Here is a 15,411-nt window from a genome sequence, read left to right as displayed (position 1 = left end):
CTGACACATTTGCACCTTCCAAGGTTGCTGCGACAGGCGCACCACCTGCTTGCAGCACCGACGAGATAGCTGCTGGACTCTGTGGCGCGGATGCTGGCGGCGTCACGATCGGGGACACCGTGACGGATGGCGGCGACGGCACAGGAGGTCCAGGCGGCGGCAGCCCCGGTGACCCGGGTTCCCCAGGTGACGCCGGCACCGCAGAACCGTCGCCATATGAGATCTGCGCCGCAACCCCGGGGCCGCCCAGTGCCTTCTGTCGCTCTCTCGCACCCCTGGGTGTAGCAAACGGGCAACCGTCTCCCACCGTCCCCGGCTGGAGCGTCACGGTCTCGGACTTGGCGCGCTTCGTCCCGTCCACAGCGACTGTCGCTGGCGAGCCTGACAACGTCGCGGTCGTCGGACTGCCGGCGAACTTCCTGAGCAGCGCCAAGACCGAGACGATCTCGGGCACGATCCTCGGCCGGGCGCTCACCATCCGATTCACGCCGGTGAACTACGCGTTCGACTACGGCGACGGTGAGCAGCGCACGAGCACGACGCCGGGCACGGCCTGGGACGCGAGTGGGCAGGCGCAGTTCACGCCTACCGATACGAGCCACGTCTACAAGCAGCCCGGCACCTACACGGTGACCGTCACAGTGACCTATGCTGCGGACATCGATCTCGGCACCGGCTGGATCCCGATCAACGGCACGCTGAACGGCCCGCCCGCGAACCAGCAGATCCGCGTCGTCAAGGCGCATACGGCCCTGGTTCAGGGCACCTGCCTGGAGCGTCCCAAGGCCCCCGGCTGCTGACCCGATACAGAGCCGAAGCCGTCCGCCTCAGGCCTACGCCCCGCGGCGCTCCCGGATCCGCGGTCCCTCCGCGGTCCCGGTGTGGGCAGACAGCGTTCCGTGCGCGGGCATCCGGAAGTTCAGCGGCACTGAGCTGCGGAACTCCGCGGCGAAGCGACCTGTGCCGTACAGGTCGGCGCCGAGTTCGCGCACCGTCGCGACGAGCTGCGTGAGCTGGTGCGATGAGGGGCCGGCCGGGCCGCCCGTCTGCGCGTCGAGGAGCGCCTTCTGGATCGTGCGGACGGATGCGATCCGCGTGGGCTGCGCCTTCGCGGTCTCGTCGAGGCCTCCGGTCCATACGCGCGCGTCGGGGTGCGAGTAGAACACGCAGGTCTGCAGGTAGGGCGCGGATCCGTGGCGTGCAGAGAGGTGCTGATAGAAGCGACGGGCCTGACGGCGCACCTGCGAGGCAGGGGATTCAGAGCCGAGCAGCGTGCGCACGTCGAGACGCTCCCCGCCGTCTCGCGAGACGGCGATCGCGAACGACGGCGGCAGCGCGCTCTCGTCGAACAGCACCCCCAGTGCGCCCGCGAGCGTCGACGGCTTCTTGCCGTCGAGGATGAGGCCCTTCCAGTTCTTGCTGTCGACCAGCACGACGGCCTTCTCGGTGATCACCAGGTGATCGAGCTGCGCGCAGTAGGGCGCGATGGATCCTTCGTCATGCGGCGAGAAGACGATGTTCGTCGCGACGATCGCGTCGAGCCCGGCCGCCTCGCATGCGTCGACGAGAACTTCGCGCGATGCGAGCTCCCACCGCAATCCGCGACCGGCGAGCAGACGGGACCCCTCCTCGTTCGCGATCGCCGCGTCGCGCTCGGCGATGAGGGATCGCACCTGCTCTTCGTGCGCATCGAGGCGTTGCTTGATCTCGGTGTCATGCCGCGTGGTCAGGGTGGCGAGCGTTTCACTGTGCGTGCTCTGCAGCTCGCGCGTCGCGCTGGCCTGGCGCTCGACGAGTGAGCTCTCCTCGTCGGCGAAGCGGCGCTGCAGCTCGTCCCTCGTCCGGCGGTTGCGCCTGCTCAGCCCCCACGCCGTGAGCGCGAACGCGACCACCAGCACGGCGACGATGACGAGCAGGACCAGCGTGGAGATCTCCATCCGTCCAGCCAACCAGCGGCCGCGGACTTTCCCGGCGCGTCGCCCGCGCGTGGCGCGGACCGGATCCGCAATGCCGATCAGACGCGGATGTAGGCGGCTCCGTCGAACTGGGCATCGCTGAGTGCGACGACCGCGGCGGGCACCGTGATGACGCCGGGTTGGAGCTCGTCAACTCCGATTCGGTGACTGCGGAGCCCACCCTCGCATGCTTCGACGGTGGCGTCGTCCGTCATGGGAAGTGGTGCGGAGGCCGCGGCGACACCGGGGATCGCCGGCCCATTCACGATGATGCGGATCCGCGTCTTGGGTCGCTCTCCGTGCAGGATCCCAGCCATGCCGATCGCTCGCGCGACATCTCCTGGCTGCCCGGACGCATGTAACAAGACGGTGCGCTGAGGAGTCATGGCGTCATCCTCTCGCATGGAGCGTGATCGCTGTGGGAGCGTCGTGGTCAGTTTTGCCGTCGCCCGTCGGGCGTCCCCTCGGCCGCGAGCTGCGTGTACTTGACCATGCGGCCTCGGGCCTGCTCGACGGGGTATTTCGTGCGGCTCGACTCGAGCTTGCGCAGCACGATGTCGTCGAGGTCTGCACCGATCCGGTTCGCCAGGTGGATGCAGTAGGTGACGACGTCGGCGAGCTCTTCCTCGACGCGCGTCTGGTCGAATTGGCCGTTCCACTGGAAGCACTCCAGCAGTTCGCCCGACTCGATCGCGATGCTCTTCGCGAGATTCTCCGGAGTGTGGAACTGATCCCAGTCCCGCTCTTCGACGAAGGCGCGGAGGGCGGCGAGTGTCGTGAGGGACGGCATGGTCCGAGGCTAGCAACGCTGGCGAACCTGGTGACGAGCTAGCGATGAGGAGCCGCATCGACTGCGTCTCGGACCTGCTCCACTGCTTCGCTCAGCGACACGTGTTCCCAAACCCTTATGACTGTCCACCCCGCCTCCCGAAGCAAGTCGGTGTTCTGGGCATCCCGTTCGACGTTGCGCGCGAGTTTGGGGGACCAGTACGACTGATTCACCGAGGGGCGCGACCCATGGACCGGGCAACTGTGCCAGAAACAACCATCGACGAAGATAGCGATCTTCTTCCGTGTGAACACGATGTCGGGGCGAACGTGTCCGCCGGGAAGGTCGAGGCGGAGGTCGCACCGAAAGCGCATCCCGGCACGGTGAAGGGCCGACCGAAGTGCCAGCTCGGGCTTGGTGTCGCGTCGGCGATTGGCCTGCATGTTCCGTCGGCGCCCAGTGGTCGGCGCAGTAAGTGCAGGTGAGGCCGATGCGGCGCGCGCTCCATCCATTTGTTCAGGCTACGCGCGCCGCGCACACGTCACGTGGTCAGCGGAGAGGCAGCTGACCTATGTCTGATGGTCGCCTTACCATTGCAGCGTGGCCAAGACACCCGCAGCTAGCAAGCAAGAGTTCAGCGTCGTAGAAGTCTGTGCAGGCGCCGGCGGGCAGTCGCTCGGGCTTCACAAGGCGGGCTTCGTCCACAAGCTTGCCGTCGAGATCGATCAGACGGCGGCTGACACGCTTCGTCGGAATCTGGATGCGCCCGTCGTCGTCGGTGACGTCGCCAACCCGGGCGTATGGGACCCGGGTGACTACTCCGGCGTCACGCTTTTCGCCGGTGGCGTCCCGTGCCCCCCGTTCTCGGCGGCGGGGAAACAGCTCGGCACCTCTGATGAGCGTGACCTTTTCGCGTGGGCGATCGAGCAAATCCCAGTGATCCGTCCGAAGGCAGTGATGCTCGAGAACGTGCGTGGTCTCGCTGCACCGCGCTTCGCGGCGTATCGGCAGCGGATCCTGGACCGGCTGGATGAGCTGGGATTCGTGGGGGAGTGGAAGCTCCTTCACGCTGCCGACTTCGGAGTTCCTCAACTGCGGCCTCGGTTCGTTCTGGTTGCGCTTCCGATGGCTGACATGCAGTACTTCCGTTGGCCAGACACGGATGCCAATGAGCGTGTCACCGTGGGTGACGCGTTGTATGAGCTAATGGCTTCCGAGGGGTGGAAGCACGCCGACGCATGGCGTGCAATTGCTAGTGATATCGGACCGACACTCGTCGGGGGCAGCAAGAAACATGGAGGAGCAGACCTAGGACCCACGAGGGCCAAGCAGGCGTGGGCCAAGCTCGGCGTTGATGGTCGGGGGATCGCGGATGCGGTTCCGGGAGCCGATGCGCCAGCGCCGACCGACGTGATGCCGCGCCTGACGATCGAGATGGCCGCTCGCATTCAGGGTTGGAGAGTTGAGGACGAGTATGAGTTCTCGGGGAGAAAGACTTCTCAATATCGCCAGATCGGCAACGCATTTCCGCCGCCGGTGGCCCAGGCCATTGGGGAGAGCATTATCGCTGCGCTGCGCCACGAAGGCGAACCGCGAACTGACCTCGAGGGAGTCGCGCAGCTGCACGATCCGGTCTATCGCGCTCTCGCCAAGAGTGCGCACCCACTGAGCCTCGCCGAGCTTGTCGAGGTCTACAACGAGGGGAGTGAGGTCGCTGTGCAGCAGCGGCTTGCGGCTCTGCAGCGCGACTTCGAGCTAGAAGTGATCGATGACCACGGCACCCAGCGGTATCGCCTCGGTGATTTCAAGGGCTTCACGGGACAGTCGAACCACTGGCGCCACGAGGCGGTTGCCAAATTCACGAGCCGTGTGAGCTGACGGGAGCAAAGCATGCACGAAAAGGCTCAACTCACACTGGCGCGCACCACTTTTCATCGCGAGTTGATCGCCGATCGGACTCTCGTCGTCGATGACAAGGGAATCGCATCCAACGCCGACTCCAGCCAGCGCTTTTCGCGGGAAGCTGCGTTGGCGATTGCGACGCGCCTGGGAGCCGGGAGCGGTGGTGTCAAGTTGGATGGGCAGCGAGCAGGGAGTCAGTTTGAGGCTTCCGTACGTACGTTCCTCGCACGCACGCTTCCGCTTTTTGACATGCTGAGGCCTGGGCGTTGGGCTGTGGAAAATGTCGGGAGCTCGCGGAAGGGCTATCACCTTGCTAGATACGAGCCTTATCGTCATCTCGCGGAGCTGGCCCAGATGGTCGACGAAAGCCCAACGCTGGCGGCCGTACTCGGCAACGCCTATGACGTTTCCCCGGACGTAATCGTCATCCGTCTCCCGGTGCCGGATAGCGAGATCAACGCGGCGGGTGTCCTCGTAGACGGAGAGCACGGATTGCTAACTCCCATTCGTCAGGCAAATCAGCCCCACGGGATTGTTCACGCTGTCGTTTCGTGCAAGTGGACGCTGCGGTCGGATCGGGCACAGAACGCCCGCACCGAAGCTCTCGGAGTGCTGCGCAACCGCAAGGGGCGTGCCCCTCATATTGCGGTCGTGACGGGCGAGCCGTCCCCGGCCCGCATTGCCTCACTTGCACTCGGAACCGGCGATGTCGATACCGTCTACCATTTCGCGCTTCCCGAACTCGTGGAGGCGACCCGCGCGCTCGACAACGACGAGTCGCTTTCTATCCTGGAGACTTTGATCAATGGTAAGCGTCTGCGTGACATTGCGGACCTGCCGCTTGATCTCTGCGTGTAGACGCGACGGTGCCGCTGCGTGCGGACGGCTATTGCGGAGCCTGACTCAAGGCGGTCCTCAACCTGCGATTAGTCAAGTGCCGTGCCTATCGACGCGTGTGGTCGGCCTCGCGTGTCCGTGAGGTGTGAGTTACGTCGGCAAGGTCCGGGACGGGCAAACCGGCGGAATAGCGGACGGGCGCTGAAGTTGCAAACACCGGTGGGATCGATTCAAAAAGCAGAAGCTGAAACATGTGAGCATTCTGCGCACTGCATGCTCCAAGCAGGTTGCCCTAATGATCTCCGATTTGGCTCGGATCCCGTCGCGGGCGGATACTCGACCCGTCCCGGACGTCGATCCCGGCCGGGGTCCAACAATGAACTCGATCTCCCCCTCGCTGCCTGCGAGCCCTGACCGCAGCATCGCCGTCGTCGGTGCTGGGCGGCTCGGTGGCGTGCTCGCGCGAGCCCTGACGGACGCCGGGTTCACGGTTAGCGGACCGTTCCGCCGCGACGACGCGATTCCGGCGGTCGACATCGCGATTCTGTGCGTGCCCGATGCGGCGATCCACGTTGCTGCGTTGGCAGCGCGCCCGCACGCGATGCTCGTCGGCCACGCCTCCGGAGCGACGGGGCTGGACGACGTCGACTTCAGCATCCACCCGTTGCAGACCTTCACCGGATCCGAGCAGCCCAGCGTCTTCCACGGCATCGGCGCCGCGGTCGACGGGCGCACGTCGGAGGCGCTCGCGACCGCCGAGCAGCTGGCTCGGGCTCTCGGCGCGCACCCGTTCCGGGTCGAGGACGCGCACCGCGCCGGGTATCACGCGTCTGCCTCGATCGCCTCGAACCTGCTCCTGGCCGTGCTCGATGCAGCCGAGCGGGTCGCCGGATCCGTGGGGATCCCGTCGGTTGAGGCGCGCGCGGTCCTCGCGCCGCTCGTCCGGCAGACCGTCGACAACTGGGCGGATCGCGGCGCCGCGAAAGTGCTCACCGGACCGATCGCCCGCGGTGACGACGCCACTGTCGCTCGGCAGCGTGCGGCGATCGCCGACGGCGACCCGGAGCTCCTGGAGTTCTTCGATGCACTGATCGCGCGGACCCGCGTGCTCGCCGATCCCGAAAGCGACGGCGTTTCGTCTCGCTTCGCTCGCTCAACGACCACAGGTGCGGTCGGCGCGGGGTCCTCAACGATCCCGGGTGCCGGCCAGGGAACGACCACGGATTCCGAAGGGACCCGCGCATGAGGATCATCCGTACCATCGCCGAGGTCCGCGATGCGGTCCGCGAGGCCAAGCGCCAACAGAAGACCGTCGGGCTCGTTCCCACCATGGGGGCCTTCCATGCCGGACACCTGTCGCTGATGCAGGAGGCCCGGAAGCGCACCGATCTCGTCGTGGTGTCCCTGTTCGTGAACCCCGCGCAGTTCGGCCCGAACGAAGACCTCAGCCGCTACCCGCGCGACGAGGCGCGCGACGCCGCGATGGCGGAGGAGCAGCACGTCGACATCCTGTTCGCTCCCGAGCCGGCCGAGGTCTACCCCGATGGGTTCGCGACCACGATCCACATCGCCGGCATCACCGACGTGCTCGACGGCGCGAGTCGTGGCGCGCACCACTTCGACGGCGTCGCGACGGTCGTCGCCAAGCTGTTCGGCATCGTCGCCCCCGACGTCGCCTACTTCGGCCAGAAGGACGCGCAGCAGGTACTCGTGGTGCGACGGCTCGTGCGCGACCTGAACATCGACGTGCGGATCGAGGCCGTCCCGACCGTGCGCGAACCCGACGGGCTCGCCATGAGCTCGCGCAACATCTACCTCGACCCCGCGGCGCGGCAACAGGCCGCCGCGCTGAACCGGGCGCTCGAGGCCGCGGACGCCATGGTCGAAGCGGGGGAGCGCAGGGCCGCCGTCATCGAAGACGCCGCGCGACGGATCCTGGACGACGCCGGCATCAGCGCCGAGTACCTCGAGCTGCGCGATGCGGACACGCTGCAGCCCGTCACGACGCTGACCGGCGACGGCCTCCTCGCGGTCGCCGCCTACGTCGGCGCCGCCCGCCTCATCGACAACCGCCTCCTGAGAGTGAGCGCCTGATGCGACGCACCATGCTGAAGTCGAAGATCCACCGTGCGACGATCACCGGATCCGATCTGCACTACGTGGGGTCCATCACGATCGATCCCGACCTGCTCGACGCAGCCGACATCCTGCCGCACGAGCAGGTGCACGTCGTCGATGTCGACAACGGATCCCGGTTCGAGACGTACACGATCGCCGGAGAACGCGGATCCGGAATGATCCAGGTCAACGGCGCCGCCGCGCGGCTCGTGCACACCGGCGACACCGTGATCGTCATCTCGTACGCCGACTACTCCCGCGAGGACCTCGCCGACTACGCACCCGTGGTGGTGCACGTCGACCGGACGAACCGGATCATCCAGGTCGATGACGCCGTCGAGACTCTCCTGACCGAGGCCGTCGCATGAGCGCTCACGCCGCCCCCACCCGCCGCCTCACCCTCCGCGACCTCGCCGAGAAGAAGGCTGCAGGCGAGCCGATCGTCATGGTCACCGCCTATGACCACCCCGGTGCGCAGATCGTCGAGGCGGCGGGCGTCGACATGGTGCTCGTGGGCGACTCCGCGGCGATGACGGTGCTCGGTTACGACAGCACGGTGCCGGTGTCGGTCGACGAGATGATCATGCTCACGAAGGCCGTGCGGCGCGGGCTCACCAAGCCGCTGCTCGTCGCCGATCTGCCGTTCGGGTCGTACGAGACCTCCGACGCGCAGGCGCTCGCCACGGCTCAGCGCTTCGTGAAGGAGACCGGCTGCGACCTCGTTAAGATCGAGCGCGGCGGCACCTCGGTGCAGCGCGCGCGGGCGCTGGTGGAGGCCGGGATCCCTGTCGTCGGCCACGTCGGCCTCACCCCGCAGACGGCGACGTCGCTCGGCGGCTACCGCTCACAGGGCCGCACCGCCGAGGCCGCGCTCGCCGTGATCGACAGCGCGATCGCGCTGCAGGACGCGGGCTGCGCGCTGCTCGTCGTCGAGGCCGTGCCGAGCGAGCTCACCGCCGCGCTCATGCCGCTCATCGACATCCCGGTGATCGGGATCGGAGCCGGATCCGCCACCGACGGTCAGGTGCTCGTGTTCCACGACCTGCTCGGCATCTACGACGGCGGCGCGGCGAAGTTCGTCAAGCGCTATGCAGATCTGCGGACCGCGGCGATCGGCGGCGTGACCGCCTACGCCGACGAGGTGCGCGGACGCGTGTACCCCGCGCCCGAGCACACCTACTCGATGCCGGCCGAAGAGGTCACCCGGCTGCGCGAGCTGCTCGAGGGGCGATAGCGCGGATCCGGCGGATCTGCATCTCGCCGGTACCGGATCCGATCAGATCAACCGGCGCAGCGCCTCTTCGAGCGACACACCCTGTGCATCGGCGCGGTCGCGGAGGCGGGCGTGCTCCTCGGCGCTGAGCGTGATGCGCAGGTCGATCGGGGTCGTGTCGGCGGGGAGGTCGAGGCCGTCGAGCAGGTCGGAGGCCTCGGCCCAGAGGGCGGGCGCGGGCGCGGCGGAGGAGGCGACGACGGGAAGCGCGAACGCTGCAGAGGAGGTTCCGGAAGGTGCCGCCGCAGCGGGCTCGTCGAGCACCGCCGGAGGAGTGCTCATCGTCGACGCGCCCGCGGTGAAGCCCGGTCCGCGGTCGGGCTCCTGCTTGCGCTGGTACGCGGTCGCCGCGCCGTTCGCGCGCTGGTCCGCGGCCTCGTTCAGAGGGTGCCCGGCGTGGCCCTTGACCCAGGTGAACGAGACGTCGCGCCCGCGAAGCTCCTCGTCGATGCCCTCGAGTAGGTCGCGGTTGAGCACCGGCCCGCCGTCGGACTTGCGCCAGCCCTTGCGCTTCCAGCCCGGCATCCATTTCGTGACGGAGTCGATGACGTACCGGCTGTCGCACTCGATCACGAGCTTCTCGCCCGCGGCGGTCGAGGTCGCGCGCAGCAGCTCCAGCACGGCCCGCAGTTCGCCCTGGTTGTTCGTGCCGTGAGGGGATCCGCCGGCGGCCCAGTTGTCGTCGTCGATGTACCAGGCCCAGCCGTTGGGTCCGGGGTTTCCCAGGGCGGATCCGTCTGCCGCGGCGGTGATCGTCATCCCTCAACCGTAGGGCGTGAAGCGGTGCGGTCCGGGCGTGGCGTCATGGGATGGACCGGCGGCCAGTCTCGCGCCTTCTGCTTCGACCACGAGCATGCAGGGTACGAGGTGGGCGAGCGGTTCGAAGCGTCTCGGCGCGCGCCGCGAAGCGCTCGGCAAGGCCTTCGTAGGATTGAGCGCGTCGCTGCAGCCAATATCCGAGCGATACAGCGCCGAGGACCAGTATCAACAAGAACATGGTCCCGGGCCCCTGATCGGTCCAGCTCGCGACGATGGCTGATCCGATGAATGCGGAGAACACTAGTGCGATCCCTGCGCCCGACCAGCTGTGTGCAAGGGCGATGTTTGTCGCCCGCGCCTGATATAGCAGAGCGTCGCGGATCGATTCAGTTGTGGTGGGGTCTGGGAAGCTTGGCCGGTCGCCCTGTGGCCAGGGGCGGGCCGCTGCCGTCTTTTCCTCTTCGGTCATCCCCTCGAAGAACGGTCGTGCGCGACTGGCCAAACTGAGGTGGCGCAATCCCCGGAGGACAAAGATGTCCATGACAACGAGCAGCAGTGTGAGTGCGGTGATCAGCGCGGTGCTGAGCGGCTGAAATCGAAGGATCGGTATGAGTGTGAGCGTTGCGGCTGCACTGAGCGTGGTCCAGCGGCCAGTCCGAGACTGGATGATAGCGGCGAGCGCATCGCTAATCCGCGCGCTCGGCCCGAAGAAGGTCCCCATGGCACACAGCACGACGAAGACACGGATCAGCATCAGCATCAGCATCAGGTAAAGAGCGGTCCGTGCGGCTGATAGCAGCGCTGGCTCTAGCACCTCGCGCCGATCCTGATCTGCAAACCAGACCAGGTGGAGCACAACCAGGGCCAAAGGCGCTATCAGCAGGATCGAAGACGCGCCCCAGATCCACCTCGCAGTTATCATCGCGCCTCGTCCGATGGCGACTGTACGTCCGCTCCGTGTCTTGAATGCCATGCCCGGACAGTAAGGCCGGTCTCTGACATCGGATCTCGATCCGCTCTTCCCTTCCGATACATAGCGACATATCGTTGACTATCGCTCGAAACGGGTGCCACTCGAGGAGGTCGTCATGGACAACAGCTATGCATCGCGCGGTTTCGGTGGACCGGGGTTCGGTCCGGGCGGGGGCCGCGGCTTCGGCGGACGCCCGGGGATGAACCCGACCGCCGGGCTCTGGGAGGCGATGGAGCACCTGCGCTCCGCGTTCGAGCAGCGTCCCACCACCACTCCGCGGATGGCTCGTGGCGACGTGCGCACCGCGGTGCTCGCGCTTCTCGCCGAGCAGCCCATGCACGGGTACCAGATCATCCAGGAGATCGAGGAGCGCAGCGGCGGGTCGTGGAAGCCGAGCGCCGGATCCGTCTACCCGACCCTGCAGCTGCTCGCGGACGAGGGCCTCATCGAGGCCGCCGAGCAGGGCGGCCGCAAGACCTACTCGCTCACCGAGGCCGGCCGCGCCGTCGCCGACGAGGCCGGGGCGCCGCCGTGGGAGGGCGCTCGTGGCGGCGCACCGTTCGGTGGGCCGTTCGGCGGGCAGTTCGGCGCGTTGCCCAAGGCGGGGGTCGACCTCGCCGGCGCCGCGGCGCAGGTCGCGCGCACGGGCACTCCGGAGCAGGTGCAGCAGGCGATCGAGGTGCTCGACGACGCTCGCCGCAAGCTGTACGCGATCCTCGCCGACTGATGGCGGCAGGGGAGAACAACGACGACTGGTTCCTGAGCCAGCCCCCGGATCAGGCGCCGGCGGTGACTTCCGCGCGCGCGGAAGCCACTGATCCGGCGACGGCATCGAGCGCGCCGGCCGCAGCCGCGCAGGCGGCACCGGCGCAGGCCGCACCGGACGCAGCCGCGCCGGCGCCGGCCGCAGCGATGCCGGCTCCAGCTGCGTCTGCGAGATCGATACCGGTGGCGGCACCTTCGCCGGCGGTATCCGCACCCACGACGTCGGCCTCCCGCCCTGGCGGCGAAGCGGGACCGCCCCTGCGCGCCAGATACCGGCGGATCCTGGGATTCGCGGCGCGCGTGCTCGTGCAGACGTGGTGGTTCGAGCTGGCGTTGCCGCGGATCGGCTTCACCCGCGTCGCCGACAACAGCCGCGAGCGCCGGATGCGCACGCTCGCGCAGCGGTTCCATGTGCTCGCGGTCGAACTCGGCGGGCTGATGATCAAGGTCGGCCAGTTCATGTCGTCGCGCCTGGACGTGCTGCCCCCCGAGATCACGACCGAGCTCGCCGGCCTGCAGGACGAGGTGCCGCCCGTGCCCGTGGCGGAGATCCGCACGCTCGCCGAGGCCGAACTGGGCGTACCCCTCGAGCGCGCCTTCGCATGGTTCGATGAGGCGCCGCTCGCCGCCGCGTCCCTGGGGCAGGCGCATCGCGCGCGGCTGTCCGAGCTCGATGCCGCCGACGCGGGATTCGCGGAGGTCGTGGTCAAGGTGCAGCGCCCCGGGATCGACCAGGTGGTCGCCACGGACCTCGCCGCGCTCCGCCGGGTGGCGGGCTGGCTGCGACGTATCAGGTTCATCGCCGACCGCGTCGATGCCCCCGCCCTCGTCGAGGAGTTCGCGCAGACCAGCCTCGAGGAGATCGACTACCTGCACGAGGCCGCAGCCTCCGAGCGGTTCGCCGAGAACTTCGCCCATGATCCGAGGGTCGATGCGCCGCTCGTGGCCTGGGAGCGCACCACGCGTCGCGTGCTCACGCTCTCGGACGTCACCGCGATCAAGATCAACGACATCGACGCTCTGCGCGCGGCCGGCATCGACCCCGCCGACGTCGCCCGCGTGTTCGCCGAGGTCATGTTCGACCAGCTCTTCACCCACGGGTTCGTGCACGCGGATCCCCATCCGGGGAACATCTTCGTCACCCCGCACCGGGCCGGTGGGGTGGGGATGCCGGGCGCTTCGACGGGCTCAGCGACCGCGATGGGCGGCTTCCCGAAGGGCGGTGAGTCCCACCCGGCCTGGCGACTCACGTTCATCGACTTCGGGATGATGGCGGAGGTGCCAGAGGGGATCCGGCACGGCCTGCGCACGCTGTTCATCGCCGCTGCCTCGCGCGACGGGAAGGGCATGGTCGCCGCCGCACAGGAGATCGGCGTGGTCATGCCCTCCGCCGAGAACCGCGAGCTGGAGCGCGCGCTCACCGCCGTGTTCGCCCGCTTCGGCGGCATGGGCTTCGCCGAGCTGCGCGATGTGGATCCGCGGGAGTTCCAGGGCTTCGCCGTCGAGTTCGGCGACACGATGCGCTCGCTGCCGGTGCAGCTTCCGGAGGGGTTGCTCCTGCTCATCCGCGCCGTCTCGCTCACCTCGGGCATGTGCAGCGGGCTGGATCCGCAGTTCAACATCTGGGAATCGATCGAGCCCTACGCCACCCGCCTGCTGGCGGATGAGAGCGGGAACCTCGTGCGCGACTTCGCGCAGCAGGCCGGCGCGAACGCCGCGACCCTCTGGCGGCTGCCGAAGCGGATCGACGAGATCATCACCCGGGTCGACGAGGGATCCGTCACGTTCGACACGTCGCGCATCGAGCGCCGGCTCGACCGCATCGACGGCCTCATCCGCCGGGGCGTCTCGGGCCTGCTGTTCGCGGCGCTGCTCATCGGCGGGGCGGTCGTTCTCGCCGTGAATCCGGTGCTGGGAACCGTGTTGATGAGCGTCTCGGTGCTGCCGCTGCTGCACACGCTGTTCGCCGGGCTGTTCCGCCGCGGACCGCGGTAGGGCGCACCGCGCACGACGAGGGGCGCACGACCGGATCGCCGGTCATGCGCCCCTCGTCGTGCGGCGGTCAGTCCTGATGGAGCCCGGCGCGGCGTCGCACGAGCAGCAGCACGCCGACGGCGATGACGACGGCGCCCGCGATGCCGAGGGCGATGGGCGCGTCGGATCCGGTGGTCGCGAGCGCTCCCGAGGCTCCGGATCCGGAACCGGCCGAGCCCGAACCGGATCCGGTGTCGCCACTGCCGGATCCGCTGTCACCGCCGGACGAGACCGTGAACGAGGCCGAGGCGACCGTGGTGCCGTTGAACGACACGGTCACCGTGTGCGCCCCGGCGGGCAGGGATGCGGGCAGTGCGGCCTGCAGCGCGAACGTGCCGGACGCGTCCGTGGATCCGGTTCCGAGCGAGACCGGGTCGGAGTGCACCTCGACCGCGAAGCCCTCCACATCCGCGGCGAGGCCGTTAGCGGTCACGGTCACGGATCCGCCCGGGCGGAGGTCGCCGGCGATCGCGACCGAGCCCTGCATCGCGGCGGGGTCGGCGACCGTCACGGGCGTCGCGGCGGAGGCGGTCGATCCGATGGCGTTGTGCGCGGTGACCGTCAGCGCGTACGAGCCCGGTGCGACGCCGTCGAACGTGAACGACGTGCTGTGCGCGTCGACCTCCGCGGACAGGCCGGCGCCGAGCGCGACGGTGTAGCCGGTGATCGGGGATCCGCCGTCGGCCGGAGCGGCCCAGGAGGCCGCGACGTGGGAGCCCGCGGTCGAAGCGCCCGAGACGAGCGCGGTGGGCGCGGCCGGTGCCGCGGGCGCGGTCGGCGCCGGGGTCACGTGGCGCAGGCGATACTCGGTCATGTACGCGAGCTTTCCGGGCTTGGCGTCGGAGTACGGCTTGGCGAGCTTGGCCCACTCCCCCTTGGACTCGGCCTTGCCGTCGTTCCAGGCGCCGAGCACGCTGAGGTCACCGGCGGTGTAGCCGGACTGCGGATCGACGACGGTGCCGGCGCCGAGCGCGACCTGCGCCTGGGTGAGCTGCTTCACGAGCGCCAGGGATCCGGCCCAGTCGTCCTGGTTCCAGGCCGCCACCGGGATGTCGGCGCGGGTGCGCAGCCAGGTGCCCCAGTAGAACTCCTGGAACGGCACGGCGCCGTCGGCGGAGTAGCCGATGTCGCGCGCGAAGTAGAGGATGCTGCGGAAGCGGTCGTCCTCGAAGTTCGACAGGCCGACGTTCGACGGCAGCTGGGCGGGCGTGATCGCGTCGCCGTTCACGTCGCGCAGCCAGGTCCACTTGTTGGCCTGCATCGCCGCCCAGAAGTCGGCGTCCGAGAGACCGGACAGGTTGCCGAGCACCCGCAGCCGCACGTGCACGTCGGGGCCGCTGTTCTCCTGGAACGAGGTGAGGGTGTGGTGCCCGTCGGTGAGGTACAGCACGCCCCGCGGGCCGATCACCACGGTCTTCATCGGGGCGATCGTGTCGGCCGTCTCACTGCCGACCGGAACCGTGCAGGTGAAGGTGGACGGATCCGTCAGGGTCGCGTCCGGCTGGGCGCTCGCGGCGTCCTGCTGGCCGTTCGCCTCGCACCAGTCGGCGAACTTCTTGTTGATCGCGTCCTTCGAGAGGTCGGCGTCGTAGCGGCCGAGCTTGTAGTACACCTCGTCGTAGCCGAGCGAGGGCTGGGTCGGGTGCACGTCGCCGATGCGGACGTCGAGCAGATCGCCCACGGGTGCGCACAGATCACGGACGTCGCCGACGGCGCACGACGCGTCCTTGATGTCGGTCGGCGCGTCCGCGGCGGAGGCGGGGGCGGCGGCGAGGACGGATCCGCCCAGGGTGAGGAAGGAGGCGAGCGCGACGGCGAGCGTGCGACGCGAGCGGAGCAGGGGCACGGGGGTCTCCAGGGATGCGTGGTCGATTGCGGATCCGCGATCCGGACGTCAGTCGTCCACGCGCGGGATCCGATTCGACCCTGGCCAGCCCAGGCGGACGCGGGGTTGCGGAGGGATGAACAGTCGGTGACGTCCGCCGCCCGGCAGGCCGCCGTAGCCCTTCCTCGGCGGAGCGTGCGA

16 protein-coding genes are annotated in these 15,411 nt (G+C 68.6%); 9 read left to right on the top strand and 7 right to left on the bottom strand.

Translation table 11 applies throughout. The annotated features are described in order from the left end of the window. The first annotated feature begins 338 nt into the window (after nt 1-338). On the top strand, nt 339-800 hold the full coding sequence (locus LXM50_RS12505; protein WP_233311652.1) for a PKD domain-containing protein: 462 nt from the start codon (nt 339-341) through the stop codon (nt 798-800). Nucleotides 801-833: 33 nt separating this feature from the next. Here LXM50_RS12505 and LXM50_RS12500 read toward each other — a convergent pair whose 3' ends face one another. The 4 genes from LXM50_RS12500 to LXM50_RS12485 form a co-directional block, all read right to left on the bottom strand. After that, nucleotides 834-1,937, bottom strand: a complete 1,104-nt coding sequence (locus LXM50_RS12500) for a nuclease-related domain-containing protein (protein WP_233311651.1) — start codon at nt 1,935-1,937, stop codon at nt 834-836. Nucleotides 1,938-2,014: 77 nt separating this feature from the next. Next, the gene (locus LXM50_RS12495) at nt 2,015-2,341 is read right to left on the bottom strand and encodes a hypothetical protein (RefSeq protein ID WP_233311650.1); all 327 of its coding nucleotides are present in this window, start codon (nt 2,339-2,341) and stop codon (nt 2,015-2,017) included. A gap of 47 nt (nt 2,342-2,388) precedes the next feature. Next, nucleotides 2,389-2,745 (bottom strand): nucleotide pyrophosphohydrolase, encoded by a 357-nt coding sequence (locus LXM50_RS12490; RefSeq protein WP_233311649.1) that lies wholly within the window; start codon nt 2,743-2,745, stop codon nt 2,389-2,391. 38 nt (nt 2,746-2,783) lie between these two features. Continuing rightward, nucleotides 2,784-3,236 (bottom strand): very short patch repair endonuclease, encoded by a 453-nt coding sequence (locus LXM50_RS12485; RefSeq protein WP_267920867.1) that lies wholly within the window; start codon nt 3,234-3,236, stop codon nt 2,784-2,786. An 88-nt stretch (nt 3,237-3,324) separates the two neighbouring features. Between LXM50_RS12485 and LXM50_RS12480 the strand changes: the two genes are divergently transcribed. The 6 genes from LXM50_RS12480 (at nt 3,325) to panB (ending at nt 8,815) form a co-directional block, all read left to right on the top strand. Then, nucleotides 3,325-4,602, top strand: a complete 1,278-nt coding sequence (locus tag LXM50_RS12480) for a DNA cytosine methyltransferase (protein ID WP_233311648.1) — start codon at nt 3,325-3,327, stop codon at nt 4,600-4,602. 12 nt (nt 4,603-4,614) lie between these two features. Continuing rightward, complete coding sequence (locus LXM50_RS12475) at nt 4,615-5,484, top strand: NgoMIV family type II restriction endonuclease (protein WP_233311647.1); 870 nt, start codon at nt 4,615-4,617, stop codon at nt 5,482-5,484. A gap of 355 nt (nt 5,485-5,839) precedes the next feature. Next, entirely contained in the window at nt 5,840-6,709 is an 870-nt protein-coding gene (locus LXM50_RS12470; RefSeq protein ID WP_233311646.1) for a DUF2520 domain-containing protein, read from the top strand. After that, nucleotides 6,706-7,557, top strand: coding sequence for a pantoate--beta-alanine ligase (gene panC / locus LXM50_RS12465; RefSeq protein ID WP_233311645.1), 852 nt, complete (start codon nt 6,706-6,708; stop codon nt 7,555-7,557). Before LXM50_RS12470 ends, panC begins: the two co-directional genes overlap by 4 nt. Continuing rightward, nucleotides 7,557-7,949 (top strand): aspartate 1-decarboxylase, encoded by a 393-nt coding sequence (gene panD / locus LXM50_RS12460; protein ID WP_233311644.1) that lies wholly within the window; start codon nt 7,557-7,559, stop codon nt 7,947-7,949. The genes panC and panD overlap by 1 nt, the downstream gene beginning before the upstream one ends. Then, nucleotides 7,946-8,815, top strand: a complete 870-nt coding sequence (gene panB, locus LXM50_RS12455; protein ID WP_233311643.1) for a 3-methyl-2-oxobutanoate hydroxymethyltransferase — start codon at nt 7,946-7,948, stop codon at nt 8,813-8,815. The genes panD and panB overlap by 4 nt, the downstream gene beginning before the upstream one ends. Nucleotides 8,816-8,857: 42 nt before the next feature. Here panB and LXM50_RS12450 read toward each other — a convergent pair whose 3' ends face one another. Next, entirely contained in the window at nt 8,858-9,613 is a 756-nt protein-coding gene (locus LXM50_RS12450) for a ribonuclease H (RefSeq protein WP_233311642.1), read from the bottom strand. Between the two features lie 43 nt (nt 9,614-9,656). Further along, a complete protein-coding gene (locus LXM50_RS12445) occupies nt 9,657-10,586 on the bottom strand; it encodes a hypothetical protein (RefSeq protein WP_233311641.1) in 930 nt (309 codons plus the stop codon). Nucleotides 10,587-10,701: 115 nt separating this feature from the next. Between LXM50_RS12445 and LXM50_RS12440 the strand changes: the two genes are divergently transcribed. After that, the gene (locus tag LXM50_RS12440; RefSeq protein WP_233311640.1) at nt 10,702-11,313 is read left to right on the top strand and encodes a PadR family transcriptional regulator; all 612 of its coding nucleotides are present in this window, start codon (nt 10,702-10,704) and stop codon (nt 11,311-11,313) included. A 296-nt stretch (nt 11,314-11,609) separates the two neighbouring features. After that, complete coding sequence (locus LXM50_RS12435) at nt 11,610-13,346, top strand: AarF/UbiB family protein (protein ID WP_267920882.1); 1,737 nt, start codon at nt 11,610-11,612, stop codon at nt 13,344-13,346. A gap of 67 nt (nt 13,347-13,413) precedes the next feature. Here LXM50_RS12435 and LXM50_RS12430 read toward each other — a convergent pair whose 3' ends face one another. Then, the gene (locus LXM50_RS12430; protein WP_233311638.1) at nt 13,414-15,231 is read right to left on the bottom strand and encodes a ParB-like protein; all 1,818 of its coding nucleotides are present in this window, start codon (nt 15,229-15,231) and stop codon (nt 13,414-13,416) included. Between the last annotated feature and the right edge of the window lie 180 nt (nt 15,232-15,411).

The organism is Microbacterium sp. Au-Mic1 (assembly GCF_021341785.1).
In the GTDB taxonomy this organism is placed as follows: domain Bacteria; phylum Actinomycetota; class Actinomycetes; order Actinomycetales; family Microbacteriaceae; genus Microbacterium.
This window is presented reverse-complemented; position numbering and strand designations above follow the sequence as displayed.